This window comes from Pseudomonas sp. S2_C03 (genome assembly GCF_054668405.1).
The window spans coordinates 4,341,912-4,365,259 of sequence record NZ_CP162766.1; the positions used below are offsets into that span (position 1 = coordinate 4,341,912).

21 protein-coding genes and 2 pseudogenes are annotated in these 23,348 nt (G+C 55.9%); 11 read left to right on the plus strand and 12 right to left on the minus strand.

What is annotated here, in order from left to right; all coding sequences use genetic code 11:
- Positions 1–102: 102 nt before the first annotated feature.
- From AB4N64_RS20115 to AB4N64_RS20140, 6 genes and pseudogenes are all read left to right on the plus strand, one after another.
- The gene (locus AB4N64_RS20115; protein ID WP_064392086.1) at positions 103–1,344 is read left to right on the plus strand and encodes a tyrosine-type recombinase/integrase; all 1,242 of its coding nucleotides are present in this window, start codon (positions 103–105) and stop codon (positions 1,342–1,344) included.
- Positions 1,345–1,588: 244 nt separating this feature from the next.
- Positions 1,589–2,509 (plus strand): hypothetical protein, encoded by a 921-nt coding sequence (locus AB4N64_RS20120; protein WP_460117769.1) that lies wholly within the window; start codon positions 1,589–1,591, stop codon positions 2,507–2,509.
- An 85-nt stretch (positions 2,510–2,594) separates the two neighbouring features.
- Positions 2,595–2,765: pseudogene (locus AB4N64_RS20125) on the plus strand (helix-turn-helix transcriptional regulator); the annotation flags it as partial.
- A pseudogene (locus AB4N64_RS20130) lies at positions 2,762–4,186 on the plus strand (DUF927 domain-containing protein); the annotation flags it as partial. The pseudogenes AB4N64_RS20125 and AB4N64_RS20130, both read left to right, overlap by 4 nt.
- Before the next feature lie 93 nt (positions 4,187–4,279).
- Positions 4,280–5,224 carry a chromosome segregation protein SMC gene (locus AB4N64_RS20135; protein WP_460117771.1) on the plus strand — a complete coding sequence of 315 codons (945 nt, stop codon included), beginning with the start codon at positions 4,280–4,282 and terminating at the stop codon, positions 5,222–5,224.
- A gap of 428 nt (positions 5,225–5,652) precedes the next feature.
- On the plus strand, positions 5,653–7,125 hold the full coding sequence (locus AB4N64_RS20140; RefSeq protein ID WP_460117773.1) for a hypothetical protein: 1,473 nt from the start codon (positions 5,653–5,655) through the stop codon (positions 7,123–7,125).
- A 119-nt stretch (positions 7,126–7,244) separates the two neighbouring features.
- On the opposite strand, the gene AB4N64_RS20145 is transcribed toward AB4N64_RS20140, so the two are convergent.
- Positions 7,245–7,808: an arsinothricin resistance N-acetyltransferase ArsN1 family B gene (locus AB4N64_RS20145; protein ID WP_460117775.1), complete on the minus strand. Its 564-nt coding sequence runs from the start codon at positions 7,806–7,808 to the stop codon at positions 7,245–7,247.
- A 16-nt stretch (positions 7,809–7,824) separates the two neighbouring features.
- Here AB4N64_RS20145 and arsN2 point away from each other — a divergent pair, with 16 nt between their 5' ends.
- A complete protein-coding gene (gene arsN2 / locus AB4N64_RS20150) occupies positions 7,825–8,274 on the plus strand; it encodes an arsenic resistance N-acetyltransferase ArsN2 (RefSeq protein WP_460117777.1) in 450 nt (149 codons plus the stop codon).
- On the opposite strand, the gene arsH is transcribed toward arsN2, so the two are convergent.
- Genes arsH through AB4N64_RS20170 form a run of 4 tightly spaced genes read right to left on the minus strand, consistent with a single transcriptional unit; the run spans position 8,271 to position 11,157 of the window.
- Complete coding sequence (gene arsH, locus AB4N64_RS20155; protein ID WP_460117779.1) at positions 8,271–9,005, minus strand: arsenical resistance protein ArsH; 735 nt, start codon at positions 9,003–9,005, stop codon at positions 8,271–8,273. The two genes, arsN2 and arsH, sit on opposite strands and share 4 nt — an antisense overlap.
- Positions 9,005–9,475, minus strand: a complete 471-nt coding sequence (locus tag AB4N64_RS20160) for an arsenate reductase ArsC (protein WP_460117780.1) — start codon at positions 9,473–9,475, stop codon at positions 9,005–9,007. Before AB4N64_RS20160 ends, arsH begins: the two co-directional genes overlap by 1 nt.
- 28 nt (positions 9,476–9,503) lie before the next feature.
- The gene (locus tag AB4N64_RS20165) at positions 9,504–10,787 is read right to left on the minus strand and encodes an arsenic transporter (RefSeq protein ID WP_460117782.1); all 1,284 of its coding nucleotides are present in this window, start codon (positions 10,785–10,787) and stop codon (positions 9,504–9,506) included.
- A 22-nt stretch (positions 10,788–10,809) separates the two neighbouring features.
- Entirely contained in the window at positions 10,810–11,157 is a 348-nt protein-coding gene (locus tag AB4N64_RS20170; protein WP_460117784.1) for a metalloregulator ArsR/SmtB family transcription factor, read from the minus strand.
- Positions 11,158–12,035: 878 nt separating this feature from the next.
- Between AB4N64_RS20170 and AB4N64_RS20175 the strand changes: the two genes are divergently transcribed.
- Positions 12,036–12,440, plus strand: a complete 405-nt coding sequence (locus AB4N64_RS20175) for a response regulator (RefSeq protein WP_460117786.1) — start codon at positions 12,036–12,038, stop codon at positions 12,438–12,440.
- Between the two features lie 263 nt (positions 12,441–12,703).
- Here the strand turns inward: AB4N64_RS20175 and AB4N64_RS20180 are convergent, their stop codons facing one another.
- Complete coding sequence (locus AB4N64_RS20180; RefSeq protein WP_460117788.1) at positions 12,704–13,144, minus strand: NUDIX hydrolase; 441 nt, start codon at positions 13,142–13,144, stop codon at positions 12,704–12,706.
- A gap of 127 nt (positions 13,145–13,271) precedes the next feature.
- Entirely contained in the window at positions 13,272–13,691 is a 420-nt protein-coding gene (locus AB4N64_RS20185) for a hypothetical protein (RefSeq protein ID WP_460117790.1), read from the minus strand.
- Between the two features lie 635 nt (positions 13,692–14,326).
- Between AB4N64_RS20185 and AB4N64_RS20190 the strand changes: the two genes are divergently transcribed.
- Positions 14,327–14,644, plus strand: coding sequence for a DUF3077 domain-containing protein (locus AB4N64_RS20190; protein WP_460117792.1), 318 nt, complete (start codon positions 14,327–14,329; stop codon positions 14,642–14,644).
- Between the two features lie 326 nt (positions 14,645–14,970).
- On the opposite strand, the gene AB4N64_RS20195 is transcribed toward AB4N64_RS20190, so the two are convergent.
- From AB4N64_RS20195 to AB4N64_RS20210, 4 genes are all read right to left on the minus strand, one after another.
- Positions 14,971–15,357, minus strand: a complete 387-nt coding sequence (locus AB4N64_RS20195) for a hypothetical protein (protein WP_460117794.1) — start codon at positions 15,355–15,357, stop codon at positions 14,971–14,973.
- Positions 15,354–16,763, minus strand: a complete 1,410-nt coding sequence (locus AB4N64_RS20200; RefSeq protein WP_460117795.1) for a PAAR domain-containing protein — start codon at positions 16,761–16,763, stop codon at positions 15,354–15,356. Before AB4N64_RS20200 ends, AB4N64_RS20195 begins: the two co-directional genes overlap by 4 nt.
- 252 nt (positions 16,764–17,015) lie before the next feature.
- Positions 17,016–18,371: an amidase gene (locus AB4N64_RS20205; RefSeq protein ID WP_460117797.1), complete on the minus strand. Its 1,356-nt coding sequence runs from the start codon at positions 18,369–18,371 to the stop codon at positions 17,016–17,018.
- A 13-nt stretch (positions 18,372–18,384) separates the two neighbouring features.
- On the minus strand, positions 18,385–19,716 hold the full coding sequence (locus AB4N64_RS20210; protein ID WP_460117799.1) for an MFS transporter: 1,332 nt from the start codon (positions 19,714–19,716) through the stop codon (positions 18,385–18,387).
- A gap of 210 nt (positions 19,717–19,926) precedes the next feature.
- Between AB4N64_RS20210 and AB4N64_RS20215 the strand changes: the two genes are divergently transcribed.
- Positions 19,927–20,961: a LacI family DNA-binding transcriptional regulator gene (locus tag AB4N64_RS20215; protein WP_460117801.1), complete on the plus strand. Its 1,035-nt coding sequence runs from the start codon at positions 19,927–19,929 to the stop codon at positions 20,959–20,961.
- A gap of 35 nt (positions 20,962–20,996) precedes the next feature.
- On the opposite strand, the gene AB4N64_RS20220 is transcribed toward AB4N64_RS20215, so the two are convergent.
- The gene (locus AB4N64_RS20220) at positions 20,997–22,334 is read right to left on the minus strand and encodes an MFS transporter (protein ID WP_460117802.1); all 1,338 of its coding nucleotides are present in this window, start codon (positions 22,332–22,334) and stop codon (positions 20,997–20,999) included.
- 221 nt (positions 22,335–22,555) lie between these two features.
- Between AB4N64_RS20220 and AB4N64_RS20225 the strand changes: the two genes are divergently transcribed.
- Positions 22,556–22,885 (plus strand): hypothetical protein, encoded by a 330-nt coding sequence (locus AB4N64_RS20225; RefSeq protein WP_460117804.1) that lies wholly within the window; start codon positions 22,556–22,558, stop codon positions 22,883–22,885.
- Positions 22,886–23,348 lie beyond the last annotated feature (463 nt).

Genomic DNA, 23,348 nt, shown 5'->3' on the forward strand with positions numbered 1-23,348 from the left:
GTTTTTTTGTGCTTGTCTGTTTATGCCAGTCTCCCCCTATCCGTTGTATCCCTGTATCCCTGCTTGTATCCTGAGAAAAATACCGAACTTTGGGATACAAGGATGAAGCGCGCAGACATCAAGCGCCGCCCTCTCGCTGACACGACACTCGCGGGATTGGAGCCGGAATCAAAGGAATACCGAGAGCTGGACGGAAACGGCCTCTATTTCAGGGTCAAACCTGATGGAGGCAAGTCTTGGCAACTTCGCTACAAACGTCCGGCGGGCAATTGGGCTTGGATGGGGCTCGGGGGTTACCCGGAAGTAAGTGGCGCGCTGGCACGAGACAAAGCCGCTGATCTACGCAAAGTAGTTAGTAGCGGTGCCGACCCACTTGAACAGAAGAGATCAGCGAAAGCTGCTATCGACGCGGCCAAGACTCGTACCTTTCGAGCTGCCGCTGATGCCTGGCTGAAGGCAAAAGAGGAAAAGGGTCTCGCACCCTCCACTCTCAACAAAATCCGCACCTACCTCGACAAAGACATACTCCCGGCACTGGGAGATAAGCCGCTAGACGAAATAACCCGTACCGACTGCGCAGAACTCCAAGCATCAATCGAAGCCCGAGACGCACACAACGTGGCAGAGAAGTGCCGCACATGGATAAATCAGATATTCGGGCGGGCCATCGGCTTGGGTCTTACCGAAAACGATCCTGGCAGTCGCCTTCGCGATATTGCGGCCCAAGCCCCAAAGACTCAACAGCACCCACATCTGCTGGAGCCTGAGCTGGCTGAATTTCTCCAAGCACTCAAAAACACTCCAAGTAGGCTGACGGCCCGCACTGCTGCATGGCTTTGTGTATGGACTGCATCAAGGCCGGGGATGGTCCGCCTGGCTGAATGGAAGGAGTTCGACCTTGATAAAGCCATTTGGACCACACCAGCCGCCAAGATGAAGATGCGTCGGGATTTCGTATGCCCCCTTCCTCACCAAGCTGTTGCTGCGCTTAAAGAGCTGCACTGCTTAACCGGACGGAGTCGTTGGCTATTCCCCGGAGTCGGAGCGAAAAATCCAACCATCAGTGAAAACACGATCAACAAGGTCTTCGCCACCATTGGCTATAAGGGGCGCCTTGTTGGGCATGGAACTCGCCATACAGCGAGCACATTGCTTCGAGAACATGGTTGGCCGAAAGAACATGTTGAGGCACAGCTTGCTCACAAAGAAGAAGGAATCTCAGGCGTGTACAACAAAGCCCAATATCTTGAGCAACGCGTAAAAATGATGCAGTGGTACGCGAATCATCTTGATGCATTAGAGGCAGGGAATGTATCGCAGGTACAGTTTGGAAAGGTTGTATGAGAGCAAAAACACGCACCCCACCTAAAACCGGTGTAACCGGTGTTACGCGTGTAACGCCCCACATCAACCCATTGAAAACGTTGAACTTATATCGAGTTACACCGTATCTGACGCCCCCATCAACCGCGTGTTACGTCGGCGGGGTGTGTAACGGACACGGAGCCACATGCTCCCTGTCGGCAACCTCTTACCAGGGCATTGCTCGCAGGGTCAGTCATACTTTGTGGGGGCGAGGGGCGCTCTGATGGAACACACACTTGGCACCAGAGATCTGGAACTTGAAATCGCCGGAGCAGATGTGACCAGTCTTCTTTGGGATCTTGAGGAGGTCGAGCAAGCCGTCCGCGAGCTAGCGTTGTATAGCCATTTTGCTGAGAGCTTTCGCGACGCTTTTGCGTGTGTCGATAACGCAACCTTCTTCTGGCTAGAGGATGGTCGGTATGCTGATTGTGCTGATTCAGTGACAAAAGCAATGTTTCATCTCCGCACCACAATTGAAGAGCACTTCAGTTTTTCCGAAACCACGTCACTACCGAGAGTCGTCCGCCGCTTCCTCGGGATTGATCATCCGGTAAGCGACACTCAGCTCGTAGCGACTTACGCTCTCATACAAGCAGTTCAGGCGGTCGAAGCCCTTGCAAACTGGCTATTTGATTTAGAGCTATCTCTATACGACTTGGATGTCGATCTGATAGAGCAGCTAAGACAAACTGATCCTCAGCAGTACCTTGCACTCGTAAACCGAGCGCGAAGACGAGATAGCAGCTCAGAAATCATTGCTCGGGAAGACTTCGCCATTTTCAATGGCGAGGCCTCCAAGATCTTGATGCTAGCTTCTCTCTATCAACAGGCTGATTTCAGCGATGGTCTGCGTAACGATTTCGCGGCATCAAGTTTTCTAAGAAGTGCTTTGGATAAGGCCTTTGCGGCTAAAGCTTCAGCAAGAGCCCAAGCTGCTGGAAAGGCGAATAGAAATCCAGGCGCAATAAAGCAGGAAAACAGCCACAAACTTTTCGAGGAAATTAGTACAGCCGCGAGAAGCCAAATATCCAGCAATCCAAAAATATCCGAAACCGAGCTAGTCAAAACGATAGTCGCGCAGGGCAAAGCATCTGCGCCGACCGTTAGGAAGCACTTAAGGAAAGGTGGATTTATTCCTCGATAATTTTTCAAGTTCACAAAAAGCAAACCATGTTTGCTTTTTTTTCGCCCCCTAGTCTGTGCCTGTCTCTCACCATAAAGGCACGACTATGACTATCTCTATTGCTACTGAAACAAACTCCCTTTCTCATCGCGACCCAGCCACGACCCTGATCAGAATATCTGAGGTCATGGCCATCATTGGCTTAGCTCGCCCCACCATCTACAAGCTTATGCAGTGCGCTGAAAGCGGCTTTCCGCGCCCCGTAAAATTAAGCAACGGGCACGACTGGTCACCCGCTTGGGCTGGCATGACACCGCCTTTCTACTGCCCGAGCAGCAGGTAGGCGCGCACAGCGAGCACCTGCACTTCTACGAGGCCGGTTCCCAACTTCCGCCTATCAGCGAAGCGGGCACGCTTGAGCAATGGCAGGAGCAGATTGGCGCGCTTTGCGTCGGTAACCATCGTTTGGCATTTGTCGTTGGAGTGGCCTTCGCAGGGCCGCTGCTGCACATGCTCGGCCATGAATCAGGCGGCTTTCATCTGTATGGCGACAGCTCCGGCGGCAAGACCACGCACCTGCAAGTTGCCGCCTCGATATACGGTGGACCACGCTTGGTGCGTTCCTGGCGTTCCACTGACAACGCTCTCGAATCCATCGCCGCCGCGCATTCGGACGGCCTTCTGGTCTTGGATGAAATCGGCATGTGTGACCCGCGCATCATCGGCGAAACGGTGTACATGCTCGGCAACGGCACCGGCAAGGCACGCGCCAACGATCGAGGGCAAGCTGGCCGACAGGTACAAGAGTGGCGCTTGTTGTTTCTCTCCACCGGCGAGAAGACCTTGGCCCAGCACATGGCCGAAGCCAACAAGGAACTGAAAGCGGGTATGGAAGTACGCATGCTTGCCGTTCCTGCCGATGCCAGCAAAGGCCTCGGCATGTTCGACACGCTTAACGGTTTTGAAGATGCCGCAGCCCTGTCCGACGCGCTCAAGGCTCGCGTAGCGAAGTACTACGGCACACCACTCACTGCCTTCCTGACGGCGCTATGTGAACCCGGCAAGCGCCACGGATGGTCCGCCATCCTTCGCCGCACGCTGGAAGGTTTTATTGCCCAGTCGTTACCAGCATCGGCCAGTGGACAAGCGCACCGTGCCGCTGCTCGCTTCGGTCTCGCCGCTGCAGCAGGCGAGCTGGCCACCGCGATGGGAATCACCGGCTGGCCTGACGGAACCGCCACCACCGCTGCTCGCGTGTGCCTCAACGCATGGATGAACGAGCGCGGCGGCGCCGGTAACTTCGAGGGCGATGCAATCGTGGCGCGACTTAGACAGATCATCGAGCGCTTCGGTGAAAGCCGCTTCACGCGTTGGGAATCGACGGCGGCAAAGATCGACGAACACGGTCCGCGCACTATCGACCGACTCGGTTTTCGTAAGACGTTGGAGCACGGTCTGGGGGATTCCCTGCACACCACCAACACTTACTACGTGCTCCCCGAATTATGGCGCTCGGAGATTTTCCGAGGCATGAACATCAACGCGGTGAACAAGGAACTGTTGCAGCGAGGTGTTCTGGAGCCGGGCAAGGATGGTAAGGCGTCGAGCCTGATCCGGTTACCCGGTCTGGGCACGCAACGTTGCTACATCGTGAAGACGATTCCGGGAATGGATGAGAGCGAGGCTCGGGCTGCCTGATGGCACCTCTGCTGATCGAGGTAGCGCCGGCTAAATCCCGGCCTCGCCAGCCAATCAACCAACCCACAATCGAATTGAACAGAGACTAAACACATGAACGAGATTCAAGACCTGAAAGACCGTCGCGACCGTCTGCGCAGCGAGGCAGAACAACTGCGCGCCGAACTGCTGCCCCTTGAGGCGGTGCTGGAAAGTGAGGAAACCATCGAGCCGACTCAGGAGCGCGAACTGCGCGACAAGTACAACGAGCTGAAACGGAATTTCGATTCGCGCAATCTCAATGCTGACCTTTTGGATCGGAGGATCAGTCGCAGTGAAAACCTCGCCAATTGCGAATCCTTGATGACGTCTTACATCGAGGCAATGGATAACTGGAAGGCTGATGAGCAGGAGCTGAACGAAAAGCGCCAGAGCCTCAGCACCCGCCTGGAGCAGATTCAACAACAAGCGGAAGAGGATATGGCCAAAGCCCGTCAGGCCGAAACGGACGCTGCCACTGCGTACGCGCAGGCCGTTGCATGGGGCGATACCGAAGGCGAGAAAACCGCGAACGCCGACGCACAAAAGGCCGCAAAGAACCTGACAACTGCCGCCGAACATAACCGTCGGCAACACTTGATCATGGCCGCGCTGGAGCAGGAGCTGGTCGCCGTAGATAAATACATCGCAGAGGCTCAGGCAAAGCATGAAGAGATGGAGCGTACCGCCCTGTTGCTCTCGCAAACAGTGCTTGAAGAGAAGTGGAACGAGGCTGCTAAAGCGTTGTTTGAGGCGGGCGGAAAACTGTGGGCGAACTACAACCTTCTTGGCCGCGACCAGATTGGACTCATGAAGCTGGTGGTTCCAGAGCAAGGCGAGAACTTTGGGAGGTGGACATGGGAAGAGCTATCAGCTCGCTCCCGCCAATACCGCGCGCGGGACTTAATCCTGCTCGACGGCATACCGACACCGCACCAACCTGAATTCATGAGCAACCTGGAACAACCTAAGGACGAACGCAATGAAAAAGCCGATACAGAACAGCGCCAGTTGGTCTGACACGCTCAAAACTCGGAAGGCGCACCTCAATGCCCTGCTGAAGACCATCAGCGCAGGGACGGGCAAAACCAGTCCGATACAAACGCTCACCATTAAGGCGATTAAAGCAGAAATGGCGCACATCGAAGGTCAACTCCAGCGACGAACATAGTCCGTCGAGACCGTGGTTTACGATGTGATTTACCTTACCTGAGAAGGGTTCAGTCGCACCCTTCTCAGAGTCAGGCTTTTGATTAAATTGGCATTCCCCCTCAGCTCGCACCACTTTCCGCTCATGCCGGTACGTTTACTTTCCACCACGAAAGCGGCTCCCTTTATACAACTTAGACTCCCAGTCCCAAATCATTTGATAACGACGTTCGGTTCTCCATGTAGCGCTTACTTCTGGCCAGTGTGTAATATGGATCCAACGAAGAAAGGAATTCCAAATGACAAGATGGAACCAAGAGTTTGAGCAGCATCCGTTCAAGGCGATGTGGGCATCACTGATGGACACTGCCGAGACCCTGGACGTCGATGATCAAACAGTTATGACGACGGTTGAGGAGCTTGCGAGGCTGAAAAAGGTGCTCGCATTCGTGGATACAATCATTTCCAACGCTGACCTTGAGCTTACGCCGAAATCAGTATGGGCAAATTCTTTCAGCCAAACCGAGGCATGCCTGCAACAAATGCGAGCATATGCTAACAGCCGAAACGTAGGGCATCTTCAGCAGGCAAACGAACACGCCGATAATCTCCTGACGTATGTCCGGCCCTATATGGTTATTCCAAAACAGGCCATGGAAGCTTTCGGGAAAGCTCAGCGAGCTTTTTTCAAGCAGATCTCGCAGTATGTAACGTCCTTCCAAACACAAACATCCAAGGCGCAGGAAAGCATTGAAACCGCCATGATCGCCGCCCTCAAGCAGCAACAGCAGATAGCGGAAATTGAGGAGCGAGCAAAACACTTCGATGAATACTTATTTGAAGGTATAAACGGAAATAACCCAGCAGAAAAATACGTCAAAGAACTTGTAAATGAAATAAAAGAAAAACAGGAAAGTATTGATCTTTTATACAAAGCACTACTTGATGGCCCTGAATCAACATCCCAAAAGATTAAATCCTATGCGGATGAGGCTGAAAAAACAAACCGCTCACTGAATAAAATGTTAAATTCGGCGACAACTAGAGACGAAGAAATAGCGACTTTTTATGAACAAATCTTCGGCAGCCAAGCCGTTGATGGCGAAGAAATCCAGGAAATCGGGTTGAAGCGCGAACTCGACTTAAGGCTTCAGCAACTTAGCGATCACGAAGACCTGCAGACTGAACGCCAAGAAGCACTATTTGTCAGCATTGAATCATTGCTGCCCGGAGCAACCAGCGCGGGCCTTGCATCTGCCTATAACAAGCTTAAAGACAAATTCAACATCCCTATCATTGGCTACACAATAGCGTTCTACGCCTCAATGCTGACATTGTTTCTGGGCGGGCTGACAATCGTATCGGAAAATATAACCTTATCGCCATTTCACATTGAGTTTGTGAAAACAAGCACTTGGGAGGAAATGCTGCGAACGATTTTAACGCGAGCTCCGATTATTCTTCCAATTATATGGATTGCAATATTTTCAGCGACTCGTCGTAGCCAGTATGAGCGACTTCAGCAAGAATATGCCCACAAAGAAGCTTTCGCATCCTCCTATGAAAGCTACAAGAAGCAGCTACAGGCGCTTCAAATTGACGGAGATGCGCTTCAGAAAGAACTAATCGCAAAAGCGATTGAAGCGATTTCATTCAACGCCTCAATCACTTTGGATGGTAAACATACTGAGAAGATGCCTATACATCGATTGCTTGAGAAGCTCGACCTAGAAGAATTAAAGAAACTATTGAGCATGGCAAAAAAAGAGTAGAACAAAAAAACAGCACGTATTTATTGGCAACTTCAAAAACTGGGCAAGACATACGGAGCCAGTCGTACCAAGCAACAGAAAACAAGAAACCCCGGCGCATTTAAACTAAGAGTTTAAATTCACTTTGCATCTTCCTGTAGACGCTTACTACTAAATTCTACGATTGGCCGGGGCGGCATCGCTGTATTGAGTGACTTGCGCCAATAGCCAACATCGTGCCATTTACCGAACTTGAATCCGACTTCAGGATATATTCCTATGGGCGTAAAACCCATAGACTCATGCAAACCAACACTGCCCTCATTGGGTAAAGCGATTCCGGCATACGCGGCGTGAAAGCCCTGGTCCTGAAGGATTGACAAGAGATGGTTGTATAAACCTCGGCCGATCCCTTTACGGTGGGCTTGCGACGAAACATACACAGTCACATCGACCGACCAACGATACGCTTCGCGTGCACGATGTTGGCTCGCGTAAGCGTAACCGACCACTTCGCCGCTTTGCTCTGCGACAAGGTACGGATAGGTGGCCAGTGTCGATGAGATCCTCTGAGCCATTTCTTCAATACTGGGTGGGTCGAGCTCAAACGAAATTGCGGTACGCTCAACAAATGGCGCATAGATCGCTTGTATGGCGGCTGCATCCGATGGAACGGCAATTCTGACTTGGCAGCTTGTATTCATTCGTGGCCCCGAGGTGATGTTTCATGCGCAAATTCCAGCATCTGAATATTTCCCCCCCTATGACCTGGACTCGCTAACGGAGTGGCTACGAATCGAAGGACTGCCTCATGCAGACCTCGACGAACCCGACCGTGAGTTTTTTCAGCTTGAGCAAGGCGATCAGTTGGTGGGGTATGCGGGCGTAGAGGGTTCCACCGCGGATCGCCTGTTGCGTTCTTTTTTTGTCTTGCCATTAAACCGAGGCGGAGGCATCGGCTCAGAGGCGCTGAAATCAGTGGAGACGCTTCTCATGAGTAAAGGGGTGCAATCGTTGCATCTCCTCACAACCACCGCCGCTCTATTCTTTGAGCGCCATGGCTTTCAAGCTTGTGATAGAGCTACTGCGCCCACCGCCATTCAAAACACTCTTGAGTTCCGCAGTCTCTGTCCCGCCACCGCAACTTATATGGCGAAGCGTCTCACTTAAATAGACTTCTGGTTAACGCGCTTGGAAAGCTCTTCGGCACTCTCCTTGCGTTCTGAATAACGATCAACCAGATAGTTTTCTTTGCCGCGCACCAACAAGGTGAACTTCATCAACTCTTCCATCACATCTACAACACGGTCGTAATAAGAAGAAGGTTTCATCCGCCCCGCTTCGTCGAACTCAAGGAATGCCTTTGGCACTGATGATTGATTAGGTATCGTGATCATGCGCATCCAGCGGCCAAGGACGCGAAGCTGATTTACTGTGTTAAATGACTGCGAACCACCACAGACCTGCATCAATGCTAAAGTTTTTCCTTGCGAAGGCCGGACTGCGCCAAGTGCAAGTGGAATCCAGTCGATCTGTGCTTTGAACACTGCTGACATCGAGCCGTGACGCTCAGGCGAGCACCAAACCTGCCCCTCTGACCACATCACCATATCACGCAGTTCCCGCACCTTCGGATGATCGACAGGGGCATCATCTGGCAGTGGCAACCCGGAGGGATCGAAAATAGCCGTTTCTGCGCCCATGAGCTCCAAGAGACGCGCTGCCTCTTGTGTTAGCAACCGGCTGAACGAGCGTTCCCGCGTCGATCCATACAGCAAAAGAATGCGCGGTTTGTGCCCAGACGCGTCCCTCTCTGTAAGTCTTGCGGGGGTTGGTATATCAAGCAGCGATAGGTCAAGCCCTGGAAAGTCATTCGGATTTTCGCTGGAGTACTCGTTCATCAAATTTCTCCAATCTCATCCAGTTTCTGCTTGAGTTCGATCTGACTGAGGGACGCGATATCGAGAGCAAACAACGCGGCGAATCGTTGACGGATTCTAGCTACCGTAGCGTTAAATGCCGCCTGTATCTCCTCGTCGCTGCCTTCTACGTCTGATGGGTCAGACAAGCCCCAATGGCTCTTGATTGCAGATCCGAAATAAACTGGACAAGGCTCGCCCCCTGCTTTGTCACAGACAGTAATCACAATATCCGGCGGGTTTTCAGTGAAGCTATCAGAGCCTTTGCTATACAGCTTCGAGGTGTCAACGCCGAGACTTTTCAAGGTGCTGACTGCCCGAGGATTAAGGCGTCCACTGGGGAAGCTTCCCGAACTGATTGCGCTCATTCCATCCGGCGCCATGTGGTTGAACAAGCCTTCGGAGAGCACGCTCCGGCAGCTATTGGCGGTGCACATAAACAGGAAACGCATAGATTACTCCTGCCGCTTTTAGCGGGCGTCAGAGACTTAGGCGCAGAGCCAGAGCCGAGAGGGTGATCAACAGAACCGGAAAAGTCAGCATGACGCCCACTTTGAAGTAGTAACCCCAAGTGATTCGCACACCTTTGCGTTCCAACACATGCAGCCAGAGCAGTGTGGCGAGGCTACCAATAGGAGTGATCTTCGGGCCAAGGTCGCAACCGATGATGTTGGCGTAGATCATGGCTTCGCGGATGAGCCCTTCTGCTCCACTGGCCTGAATCGACAGCGCGCCGATCAGCACGCTGGGCATGTTATTCATCACGGACGACAGCAGCGCAGCGATCAGGCCGGTGCCAATAGTGGCGCTCCACAAACCTTGCCCGGCCAGATCGCCAAGTATGCGGGCGAGGTAATCGGTCAAGCCGGCATTCTTCAAACCGTAAACCACCAGATACATGCCGAGAGAAAACACCACGACTTGCCACGGAGCGTCATGCAGCACCCGTCGAGTCGAGATCTTGTGGCCCCTGGCCGCAACGGCGAAGAGTGTCGCCGCACACACAGCCGCAACTGCACTAACGGGAATGCCCAGCGGTTCAAGGGCAAACAATCCTACAAGCAAAATCAACAGCGTCCAGCCACCGACGATGAACGTGGCGCGGTCGCGTATTGCAGCTTTTGGGTCCTGTAAAGCCTCCAGCGCGTAGCTAGGCGGTACATCTTTGCGGAAGTATAGAAACAGCATCAACAAGGTAGAGGCGACACTGATCAGACTCACCGGCACCATTACAGACGCGTATTCGGCGAAGCCTAATTCGAAATAATCGGCGGACACTATGTTGACCAGGTTAGAGACCACCAGTGGCAGGCTCGCAGTGTCGGCAATGAAACCGGCGGCCATGACAAACGCCAGCGTTGCGGCCGGTGAGAACCGGAGTGCGAGCAACATCGACATGACGATAGGCGTAAGGATCAACGCCGCACCGTCATTGGCGAATACCGCAGACACCGCCGCCCCCAACAACACGCAAAACGCGAACAATCGATAACCACTCCCCTTCGCCCATCGCGCCACATGCAGAGCAGCCCACTCGAAAAAGCCTGCCTCATCCAGCAACAAACTAATAACGATCACCGCGATGAAGGTGGCGGTCGCGTTCCAGACGATGGTCCAGACTGTGGGGATGTCTTGAAGCGAAACGGCACCTAGTGCCAGCGCAATCAGAGCACCGAGTGTCGCGCTCCAACCGACACCGAGCCCTTTGGGTTGCCATATCACTAAAACTAGGGTGAAGACGAAAACTGCAACAGCAATGAACATTGAGGCCTCACTCGATCAGGATTCAGCAGCAGGCGGCATCTCGGACAGGTCGTCCATCCATGCTTTGCAGGCGCGCAGAGTTGTCTTTGAGCCAATCGGCGTTCGCCTTTGACGTCACTTGCAGAATCTCGCGAATCCACACAGGCAGATCCGGATTGAGGCGGTAGTAAACCCATTGACCCTGACGGCGATCGAGCAGTAGACCACTGCCGCGCAGTTGGGCGAGGTGGCGGCTGATCTTTGGTTGACTGTCGTCAAGTGCGCACATTAATTCGCAGACACAAAGTTCACCCTGATCGGAGATGAGCAGAATGGCCCGGACACGAGTCTCGTCGGCCAAGCTCTTAAATACTTCTGGTGGAGTAATCATGTGTTGCGCTCAAACATATGGATAATCGAATATACGCATATTCATATATTGAACACAACCTTTGAGTTCACTTGCCGTTCACGCTTGAGTCTCAAGCGTCCATTACCTCCTGAGATACGCTTTCTCTGTATTGGGCAAATGCGTTACACCGATTCTGAAAGTTACACCGCTCCTGCGAGAAAACAGACGCCGGTGTTACTAGTATTTTATCCTTATATTTCAATAACATATCGGATTTCATTACACCTGTAACACGCGTTACACGGCTTTTGGCAGGCATCTACCCCACTCCCCGTTGGAAATAGCTCCCTCAGCGATGGAGAGCCTGGACTGGGGGGGCCCCTGAGGCATTGAGACACACACGGGGTCGGAAACCCGCGGAATCGTGTTAGCGGGAAGACTCCCAGCTTAGTGAACAGGTGAACCTGGTGAACTCCAGTTCACCTGTGCATTTGCCCTACCGTTTGGGCGATCTGAGGGCATCGTTACCAGTACGGTAACGATGCCCTCTTTTCTTCAAAATCCTTCAATTTCAACGATTGAAATTTCAGTAACTTCCCACACCTCCCACTAACTCGATCCCGCGGGTTTCCGACCCCGTACCCTTCAAATATCCTCAGGGTCCCCGGCGTTTTTTTTGGCTGGGCCAACCCCATTCAGCAGTGCTTCGCACATGCAGTCCCCTGGCAGCATAGTGCTCGCACGATCCTACAGCGCTATCGGCCACCGTCGTCTGGCAATCGAAGAGGCTCGTCTAGAATTAATGTTCAGAAAGCCGAAGTTGAGGAAAAAGGGCTGGCAAGCGCTGTGGAGGAGGATGCAGAATATTTCCGCTGAGCAAACAGCTATTCGTCTTGCCCCGGATCAGGATCCACCGAGTGAATAAGAAAGAGCTGGCAAGCTTACAGGGAGATGTGATCGTCATTGAGGATGATCCCACCTTGCGCGTGCTTATGAGCACGGTGCTTGAGGAGTTCGGCGTCCCGTCTATTTCATTTGCCAGTGCTGATGACGCTTTCAACTACCTGCAACGAACGGAAAAGCAGTGTCCGCTCATAATCACAGATTACGGTCTGCCCGGTCGGCTTTCGGGGGCCGATTTCATTAGAGATGTTCACGAGCAGTGGTCCTACGTACCCGCAATCTTGGTATCTGGGTACGGTTTAGAGCCAGTGGTCGTTCCTCCCTCGACGTTATATTTGGAGAAGCCATGGTCGATTGACGACCTTGAGGCAGCGATCGCCACAGTTCTTAATTCCCCAGAGCAGAATTGCGACCGCTAGGTCCAGCCGAGGAGTATCCACTGCGCCTCTTACCCAGGAAACTCTCGATATCTGAATGAGGGTCTTTTAGACTGAGCCTCAACTAGCAAACTTTATTGTGTATCCCGACGTGTATCCCAGAAGCTGGAATCAAGCTACAGACCTTGATTTATCTAGTGAAAGCGAGTCTCCCTCGGGCACCATATGGCAGTAGACGAAAGCCACTACCGGGCTTTCGGACTGAAGAAACCGGCCAGTTGGGTCGGTTTTTTTGTGCCCGATTTTTACTTGTTTCCCATTCTGCCTCGCTGAAAACCATCAGAAACAAGGGTAATCCTGAGAAAGCCCAAAGCATCCTTGAAAACCTGATGCCATCGTTCAGAAGGCTCACTCATCAGTGGATGCCAAAAAAACCTGAATTCATGGCCTCCATCATCGTTTGCAAAATGCACCCAGGTGTCGGGAAGGTCGTGGGCAACATGACACTCATGAAAGGCCCACGTGTGCCCCGTTTCGATGGCATGCCATTCACCCAAATCTTGCCCTACCTCGGATTGAATCCCGGCTTCCTCCATGAGTTCTCGCACGGCAGCCATGTCGGTTGACTCACCCGGTTCCACGCTGCCTTTGACCAGTTGCAGGCCGGCTAACGGGTGCTCGAACGCCAGGATTTCCAGAGTTTCACGGGATCGCAGAACCACAGGGCAGGCTTTATCTGCTGTCATGCCGTCACACCTTTTCCTGTTTGAATTGACCCAAAACCAGTCGGGGCGCTTAGGTAAAGCGAACTGACATCGAAACCGAAGGTTCGAAAGCGTCCGCTTACTCTGATGGTTGGCTTCTGCCCCGGGCTTACGCCGTTTCATCTACCCCCATACGAGCCAACAACCAGTCTTGGTAGTCCGCTACGTTGTTAGTCGACAGACCGCCATTCGTAGCATTGATGGTTTTCCCATCCAGACGCCCGATCTCCATCAGGTGTTTGAGGCCGTTCAGTATGTGTGACGCATCGCTCTTGCTGAGGGTCTGCACATCGGGGAATTCGACGGCGTTGTTCTGGTCATCGAACGTTGCCCAGCTTGGGTTGGCCTGGTGGTGTTTTATCAGCTGTTTTAGGTCTATCTCGTCCTGGATAAACCGTTGATCGAGCTTCGCCTGTGCTTCCGGGGTCGCGTTGGTTAGCTCGAATCGGGCGGTCTTTACTGTTCCGTTTTCCAGTGACTTTCTGAACTCTTTGACGTAGTCCAGCATGGGGAGGTTGCTTCCGATCATGTTGCCGCTCCTTTGTGGGTAATGAGCGGTTGAGCAAAAGGCAGGCCAATTGATCGGAGTGCTGTTTTGCGGGGTTTTCGCTGATTGGCTGGGGTTTTAAGTGCAGTGGTTTGCCGGTAGAGGCAAAGTGTTGCCACCTGACAGAGGTTTGTTTCAATGGTTTTCGTGATATACACCCGCATGTCTACAGAAGTGCTGTTGTGCCTTGATTCCTCTGAGTTTTTCCGGCGAAGGGCTGATTTATCATCCGTAATGCTGACGGTTGCGGGAAAGCCTTTCGGGCGATAACCTCCTTACGTCGCTGCCAATTCAGCGACCGGGTGTGGAAACCCGAGTAATTCAAGGCGCATCAGCGCCCCCATCACGTCTGCAGGCGTTTTTTTTATGCCTGTGAACGTGAGTTATGGCGGCTGTGCGTGGGACGTCTTCGGGCGTGCCGGTTTCCTTGATTCCCGGTTTTCCACCCTGCGCACAGCTGTCACCCATTCGTGTGGAAACGAATGATGGCGGCTCCAGATATCAAGGAGTTGGATAATGCGCAGTATCAATCCGTGTAAAAAATGGCTGTTCCTTCAGGGTAATTCGCAATCGCGCAACACCCTCCCCCATCACCCCTGCATCTGCGGAGGTGTCCAATGACCGAGCAACCCGAACTCAAAACCATCGGTTTGACCCCGGCCATTTACTCCACCGGTTCTGACGATCCGCTGTTCCATGTCACTCGCGGTGTGCCGCTGGTGGATGCGTTGGGCATGGCTTCTGATTTTCTGTTTCTGGCCAAGGCGCTGAGCAAGGATGCGGCTTATGCGCGGGATTCGGATTATCACGCTTGGGCTGCGCATTATCTGGCGTCGATGAGTAAGGCGTTGGTGGATGATGCGGTGAAGGTGTTGGAGTGGGATCGGGGGCGTGCGGCGACGCGGGCGGCGGCTGAGGAAGAGGCTGAGGGGTAGCGGCTGGCGCTGGGTTGTGGAGTGGGTTTGGTTGGGATGGGGACGGTGGCGTGTCTGGGTATTGGCGTTATCGTTGAAGACCATCGCGAGCAGGCTCGCTCCCACAAAAAAGGCATGTTGCTACCCCAGCCTTGGCCCATTGATGCACCAGGCTTTTGGTGGAGATGCCCAGTGCACTTTTGAGGTTCGAGTGGTCCGGGAAGCCGGTGCTGATTTTGGTCAGGCCCGTTCAGGCTGTTGTGGAGTATCTTAAGTGGGCGCGTCGGACTATAAAAGCGGTTACTGCTACCTGCGCGCATATCGAATGGATGATGCTTTCGGGTGTTTTAAATCCCGTACATTTTAATGACCTCAGTGATTGACACAGCGCAAATCAAGGACGTAACCAATATCACGGAACTCCAAGAAAGCAGTGCTAATTTTTTCTTGAGAGGCAGGGGTATACTTGTCAGTTCTTCACTGCTGATGCCTCCGCTAATTACGAAAAGTCTAGGGAACGTAACAATTCCAGCGACCGCCCCAATAAGTGCGATTTTTCCCCAGATGCCGAAATTGAAAATCATACGTTCCCTGATCGCTGCGTTATTTTTGAGAAGAGTTAATAAAAATTCTATCTTGGTACGATAAAGATACAGCGCAAAAACGATCCAAAAAAACATCCCGATAAGTACTACGCCACACAAAAGGCTTGCGACGGAAAGGGCGGTGGTCATTTGACATACTCATAGATCATCTCCCCGAAACCCTCGCCACCTTTATCACCTAACACTCCCCCAGCAAAGGCTCCAACACCAGAAATTAGGAGTCCGCACGCTATTGTTCCTGTACCGCCAGATGGAACGCCTAGAGCAATGCAAAGGCCACCTAAATTACTTGCTGAAAGGATTCCACCTACTGCTACGCCTCCTACAACGCCGCCCACGAAACTCCCAGTCTCCGTAAACTTCACCCGCTCACAAGCCTCAGCTTCCCCCGCCGTGCAAACATCCTGAACCTTCATATACGAAGCCCCACCCCCAATCGCCGTACCAATCCACCCGCCGTATTGGACATACCTGGACGCCTTGGCCACGCCCTCAAGATGCGTTGCGTAACCTGGTATCTGTCCTGCTATCCCAGCCTTGCTCCACTGGTGAACCAGGCTTTTGGTGGAGATGCCCAGCGCGCTTTTAAGGTTAGGGTGGTCCGGGAAACCGGTGCTGATTTTGGTCAGGCCGTTCAGGCTGTTGTCCAGCATCTTCAGCAGGCGCTGGCGTTCGGCGAAGAACTCCGGCGATCGCAGATGGCCGTGGGTTTGGAATGATCTGTGGTGCAGGCTTTCCATGTCTTTGAGTAGGTACTCGACGTTTTTCAGGTGGCTGGCAAACGAGGCAGTGGCCAGGCCAACACCAGTCGAGCCGTGCGACAGGAACGTGGAGATTTCTGCATAGTGACGAGCCATGAAGTCCGCTTCATCGGCACTCAGCGTTTTGAGGGCGTTCTGTGTCTTGGCGGCGGCTTCCATCAGCCACGCTTCTTCACGGGTGCACTGGAAGTTGTTCGGGTCGCTGAGCACGATCATCGAGCCCGCTTTGACATCCTCACGACCCGGGTTGAGTGTCCTGAATTTGTTCATCACGGCGGCGTCGGGCGAGGGGAGTAGCGTGGTCTCAAGCGCCTGACGGGTCGTGCTTTTGGGCACGATGTAGAAGCCGGGTTCCTGGCCTGCTGGGCCACCGAATGTTGCCGGGGTCGAGCGGGTGGCTGCTGCGAATGTGGATTGTGGTGGTGCTGCGGTGTGCCGAGCCGCAATGGGCGAGACCGATTGGGTGGCCCGGCTGTGTGGTTGCGCTGCACGGCCCTCTGTTCGGTAGCTTGCCGCGGTTAAAGAGGGCACCAGCTGGGCTTTGCAGGGGCAATTGCTGGCGCTGTGCAGGGTGCCGGCCATCCGCCGACCGTTACCGCTCATAAAAGGAATGCCGCCGACGATTCCGTAGGTCTGCCCATCCACTCCACAGGAGACCCGATCACCCTCAAAGGACTGCAACAGGCCGTGCATATTGATTCGAGAGTTTCCATCCATGACCACGCCGCCGCAGGTGGTCTTGTCGCCTTTACCGATGAAATAGCCTTCGTTCAAAGTGTTTTCTCCCTTGCATTCGGTCGCGTCCGGAACGCTTGCGACCGTCAGTCGACTCTCCGTTTTCGGATCTCAAACAGAGCCCCCAGCGAGCCTTGATCAAGCTGCTGGGGGAATAATGCGGCGGGAGCTTAAGCCAATGCAGCACGAAATCTGCGGCTTGAGGAAAGAACAGGAAAGTTCGCGGTTGGAGCGACCAAAAGTCCTACGGATATGGTTGTTTAATGCCACCGAGGAACCGGTCGCGCGGTTTCAGTCCGCCTGAAATCGCCGGCTCACCCTTTGAAGCAGTCGATCATCGTCGCCGGCAGCGGCGATGATTTGCAGGCCGACGGGCATTCCGTTTACCTGGCCTGCGGGCAGGCTGATGGCGGGTAGGCCGGTGAGGTTCCAGGGGCTGGTGTAGCTGAGGACGGCGGCGCGGACGTCGAGGGTTTGGTTGCCGACCTGCACTTCGCGGGCATCGATGGGTGTTGCGGTGATGGGCACGCTGGGCGAGACCAGCAAATCATAGTGTTCGAACAGGTGGGCCATGGTGGCCTTGAGCCTGGCCTGTGTTGCCTGGGCGCGGATGTATTGCCAGCCTCGGACTTCGGCTGACAACTCCAAGCGCTCGCGCACTTCCTGGTCGAATTTTTTTGGCGCCTGTTGCATGCGTTCGGCGTGCACGTCGAAGGCTTCGGCGCGTTGCAGCGCCAGCAAGGCTTGTTTCATGTCGGCGGCCAGGGGTTGCAGTTCAGCGGTTTCCTGGAGTGCATCGCCAAATAATCGCGACGCCGCCAAGTAGATTTGTCGATCCAGTTCGGGGTCCACCGGGCCGAAGCTGCCGGTGGTGATCCAGCCCACCCGCAGCGGTCGATCAGGGGGCGATTGTTTGCATGGACGCCCTGTCAGCACTTCATACAACAATCGCGCGTCTTCGACGTGGTTGGCGATGGGCCCCACGTGATCGAGGCTCCTGGACAGCGGAAAAACGCCGTCCAGCGGGACGCTGGCGAACGAGGGCTTGAAGCCGACCGCGCCGCACAATGCCGCCGGAATGCGGATCGACCCGCCGGTGTCGGTGCCCAGCGCCAAGGGCACCATGCCGCTGGCCACCGCCGCCGCGCTGCCGGCGCTGGAGCCGCCGGTGATGCAGGCGGCGTCCCACGGGTTGCGTGCCGCGCCTTGCAGCGAGCGATCGCCGGTCGGGCCGTAGGCGAATTCGTGGGTCAGGGTTTTGCCCAGGATCACCGCCCCCGCCTCGCGCAGGCGTTGTACGCACAACGCGTCACGGCTCGGCCGGAAGCCGGCGAAATGCGCCGAGCCGTAGGTGGTGACGTGGTCGAAGGTGTCGATGTTGTCCTTGATCGCCACCGGGATGCCATGCAGCGGGCCCAGGTCGATGCCCTGCGCCAGCAACGCGTCGGCCTTGTGCGCCTGGGCGAGCGCCACGGCGCCATCGACGTGAACGAAGGCGTTCAGCGTGGGGTTCAGGCGTTCGATGCTGTCCAGGGCAGCTTGTGTCATTTGCACGCAGGTCAGGGTTCCGGCGCGCAAGTCTTTGGCCAGTGTGACGACTGACTGGCCGTGAAAGGGTCCAACATGAACGGGCTTGGCCAGGCTCATAAAAACGACTCCATCAAACAGCGGCGGGTAGTGGGGAAGCGGCAACTTGCCGAGCACCCGGGCGCACCATCAGCATCGCGCTCATGCCCAGTGCCGTGGCGACCGCCGCCGCGACGAACATCGACGAGTAGCCGTAGTGCAAGGTCAGGTAGCCGGTGAGCATGGGCGCGATGAACGAGGCGGTGTTGGCGATGAAGTGGGTCATGCCGCTGTAGGCGCCGACGCGGTTGGACGGCGCGGTGTCGATCACCACGGCCCAGTAAACCGAATTGGGCAGCGCGTTGAGGGCGTTGGCCACGGTCATCAGGGCGATCACGCCCCACACGGTCTGCGCTTGCGATACGAGGATGAAGCACAGGGTGGTCAACAACAGGCAGGTCGCCGCCAGCCAGCTGCGCGCCACTTTCAGGTTGCCGGTGCGGCGCAGCAGCAGGTCGGAAAGCTTGCCGCCCAGCAGCACGGTAAAGCAGGCGCCGGTCCAGGGGATCATGCCCATGTACCAGAGGGACGACAGGTTGTAGTGGAACTGGTCCTGCAGGTATTTGGGGGTCCAGGTCAGCAGGAGGAAGGTCACGTACACGAACGAGAAGTAACCGACCGCGTTGAGCAGCAGGTCCTTGTTCTTGAAGAAATGCCAGACCGACGTGGTGGCCGCCGCAGGGGCTGAAGCATTGCCCGCCGCCGCGCGTTCCTGGCGCAGGTAGTCGCGCTCGGCCTGGGACACGCGCGGGTTCTCGTCGGGGGTGTTGGTGAAGCGCGTCATGAAGAAGATCAACAGCGCCAGGCTGACCACGCCCAACACCACGAACATGCTGCGCCAGTCACCGGTGAGGGTTTGCAGGCCGACCGCAATCGGCGCAGTCAACAGCGCACCCAGGGGCGTGCTGAGCAGGCCCACCGACACCACAAAACCGCGCTCCTTGGGGGTCGCCCAGTTGGCCACGCTCTTGTTGATCACCGAATAGGCAGGACCTTCGGCAAAGCCGAACAGCACGCGGATGGTGGCGAAGCCCGCCATGGCCGAGCCGCCCATGAAGGCCAGCCCCAGGTCGCCGGCAAACGCGGTGCAGATCTCGAAAATCGACCAGGTGGCGCCGGCGATCAGCCAGATGCGCTTGGCGCCAAAGCGGTCGGCCAGGATGCCGCCAATCAAGGCGCCCAGGATGTAGCCATAGCCGAAGTACCCCAGGACGTTGCCCCAGTCAGCCTTGTCGAAACCGTACTCGGGAAGAATGCTCGCTGAAGCGTAGGAAATGGCCCCGCGATCAATGTAGTTGAGCAACGCCATCAGCATGATCAGGAAGAAAATCTGGTAGCGGAAAGACGGAATAGCTGCACTTTTCATGGGTGTCTGACTCTTCAAAATGAGGGCAGAGGTCAAAAAGTCGGCCGCGTCCGGCGTATTTTTATTGTGTTACCCAAACGTTTGGGTTGACCGAATGTAGATTCCGAAAAACGTTTAGTCAATCGTTTGGGTAAAGGATTTTTCCGGGAGGATGCAGCCCTTGGGTTAGAATCCGGGGCTTAACAACAGACGGTCGGAAGCCCCGCACACATGCCGAATCAATCTCGCCCCGCCACGCTGAAATCCATGGCGGCTGAACTCGGGTTGCACGTCTCGACGGTGTCCCGCGTGCTCAATGGCGACCCCAACGGCGTAGAGCGTGCGGCGTCGCCCGAGGTGGTGGCGCGTATTCGCGCACTGGCCGAGGCCCTGGATTACCGGCCAAACACCCAGGCTTCCAACCTGAAATTGCGCAAGAGCCAGGAAATCTGCGTGCTCATGCCCCGCCTCACCGACCTGGTGATGGCGACCATTTATGACAGCATCGACGCCGCCGCCGAGCAGGCCGGCTACCTCACCTTCGTCTCCAACACCGACGACCAGCAACCCCGCCAACTGGCCCGTGCCGAGCACGCCTTGCGCCGTTCGGTGGCCGGGCTGATCGTGGCGGACTCGCACCTGGGCGACAGCCAGCCGCTGCTGGACTTGCTGACACGCAAGCACATCCCCTACGTGCTGGCCAGCCGGCAGATTGCCGGACATCTGGCGGCAGCGAGCGACGACGAATTGGGCGGCTGGCTGGCGGCGCAACATTTGTTTGAGCTGGGTTATCGCGACGTGGCGATCCTGGCGGGCGAGCGCCATGCGTCCACCGGTGCTGATCGTACCCGTGGGTTCATTCGCTACTACCGCGAGCAGGGCCTGACGTTGAATCCGCAGTGGACCATTAATGGTCCTTTTGACAGCCTGACCGGCCATCAACAAGGCGAGTACCTGCTGGGGCTCACCCCACGTCCTCAGGCGTTTTTTGCGGTCAACGACTTCCTGGCCATCGGCCTGATGGGTGCCGCCCGCGACAAGGGGCTGATGCCGGGAAAGGACATCGCCGTCGTGGGTTTCAACGACATCACCCTGGCCAACGAACTGACCGTGCCGCTCACCAGCGTGCGCTTGCAGTTGGCGGACATGGGCCGACACGCCGTGGAGCTGTTGCTCAAACGCATCCAGGGCGAGCCTGCCCAGTCGATCATCCTCGCCCCGCAGTTGCAGGTGCGAGCGAGCTCTTCGCGGCGTTGCGCTGACTGAAGGCGCTTCCGTGCGCCCGCAGGTCTTGAATGGCGTTACGCCGTCGCGCTGACACCAGCACGTTTTTCATCGCTCGGCACGTCATGCAGGGAAATGCGCGATGTCTCCGGCAACGCCAACCCACCCGCCAACGCCAGCAGCGCAATCGCGATGAGGTAAAACGCCGGCGACAGGTTGCTGCCCGTGGTGGTGATCAGCCAGGTGGCGACCAATGGCGCAGTACCGCCGAAGATGGTGTAAGCCATGTTGTAGGTAATCGCCGAGGCGGTGTAGCGAGTGCGTGTCGGAAAGGTTTCCGAGAGCAAGGCCGCCGTGACTACGCCGCATAACACCGCGCCAATCGCCAACAACATAACGCCGACGACGGACGCGGCGAACGAGCCGGAACTGGCCATCAGGAACGAGGGGTACACGACCACGATCAGCAGGATGCCGGCAGTTGCCACGGTTTTTCGCCGGCCAAACCGGTCCGAATACAGCCCGGCCAATGGGCAGATCGCCGCCGCGAACAACAAGGCGATCAGCGACACCAGCAACGCGGTGGCGCGGCTCAGGCCACCGGCGACTTGCAGGTAGGTGGCAAAGTAGGTGGTGAACATATAGAACGACAGCGCCGTGAGTGACACGAATGCGCCCAGGCAGCAGATGGCTGCACCATGGTTGCGCAGGGTTTCCTTGAGCGGCGAATGCGCGACGGCGTGTTCCTCGGTCACCGCCTGGAAGGCCGGCGTCTCGTCCAGTTTCCAGCGCAGGTAAAGGCCCACCAGCCCCAGCGGCGCGGCGATCAGGAACGGCAGGCGCCAGCCCCAGCTGCCCATGGCTTCTGCCGACAGCGAGGCTTCGAGTGCGTAGGCCACCACCGCCGCTGCGGCGAAAGCGGAAAACGTCGACACCGGAATGAAGCTGCCGTACCAGGCGCGCTTGTCGCTCGGCGCGTGCTCCATCAGGTAGGCACAGGCGCCCGCATACTCGCCCCCGGCAGAAAAGCCCTGGGCGCAACGGATCAGCGACAGCAGGATCGGCGCCGCCACCCCGATCGCGGCGTAGGTGGGCAGCAGGCCGATCAACGTGGTCGCCCCGGCCATCAACAGAATCGTCATCGCCAGGGTGCGCTTGCGGCCGATCTTGTCACCCAACATGCCAAAGAAAATCCCGCCCAGCGGCCGAAAGGCAAACGCCACGGCGAACACGGCGAAGGTCTTGAGCAACGCCGCACTGGCGTCACCACTGGGGAAAAACTGCTGGGCGATGGTGGTCGCCAAAAAGCCGTAGACCGCGAAGTCGAACCACTCGACAAAATTGCCGATCCCGGCGGCCACGATCACCCTTCTCAGCGTCTGCGGGCTGACCTGCCCTGTCGTTACACTCGTCATGCTGAACCTCGTCATTCGTCCATTCACGTCCGATTATCGGGGTAGCCACCCACGCGGTTCGGCTCAGATGTGCCGTTCGCGTAGTCAGTAACGACCTGTCGCGGGTCAGACAGGCAGGTTTCGGGCCATCACGCAGCTGTGGATAACCCAATGCCTCGTTTTATCCACAGCGGTACAATCGTGCGCCCCTAATCCACCACCGCCCTTAAAAGGACTCGCCCATGGAATCACAGCTGGAAACCGTCGCCCTGTTCTCCCTGAAACTGGCCTATGAGTCGGACGGGCAAAGCCCGATTTTGCGCGACGACCTGGTGATGGGGGATTACCAGCAGGATGTGTTTGAACTGCTGGTAAAGCGTGGCGATGTGGCGGGGATCCAGGTGAAGGTGGGGGAATGCGTAGGGTTGGCGATGGAGGCTGTGGGTGGAGTGGAGAAGCCGTTGGGGCGGGAGTTGCAGCGGTTGGCGGCTGAGGTGGGTTGTGCGGGGACGATGGGGGAGCTTGGTGTTCCGGTGGGGGCTTTGAGGCAGTATTTGAAGGACATCCTGTGAGCGCCCGTTAGAAAGCGTAGTTCCGGCTGGAAGCGCTGTGATGCGGGGTGTCTGGTTATCAGCGTTATCGTTGAAGTCCATCGCGGGCAAGCCCGCTCCCACAATGGCCCTGTGTAACGCAGGGCAATGTGAAACAAGCGAGCTCGCTCGCGATTAGGGCGATGCGATCCCCACGGGTTGGGGCTAATGTGTTTCAAGGTTTTTGCGCAGCCAGCTCTGCGCCGTAGATTTGCCTACCCTTCTGATGCTGTTTATCAAGCCTGGCGGTTGGTATACAGGCTATATCGACAAGCCCTGCCGGGCATTGGGTCCTCATCTAGACTCAATGGAGAGTCGTAGACAGAACTGAACACGTCGCTTTGGTGCGTTTTAACCCGGGGCGCCGTGGCACTCTGCCTTTTATGCCCTTCAGAGGCGCGGCGAAGACCGTGCCGGGCACAACAAGATGCCCGCTCAGGGTGCC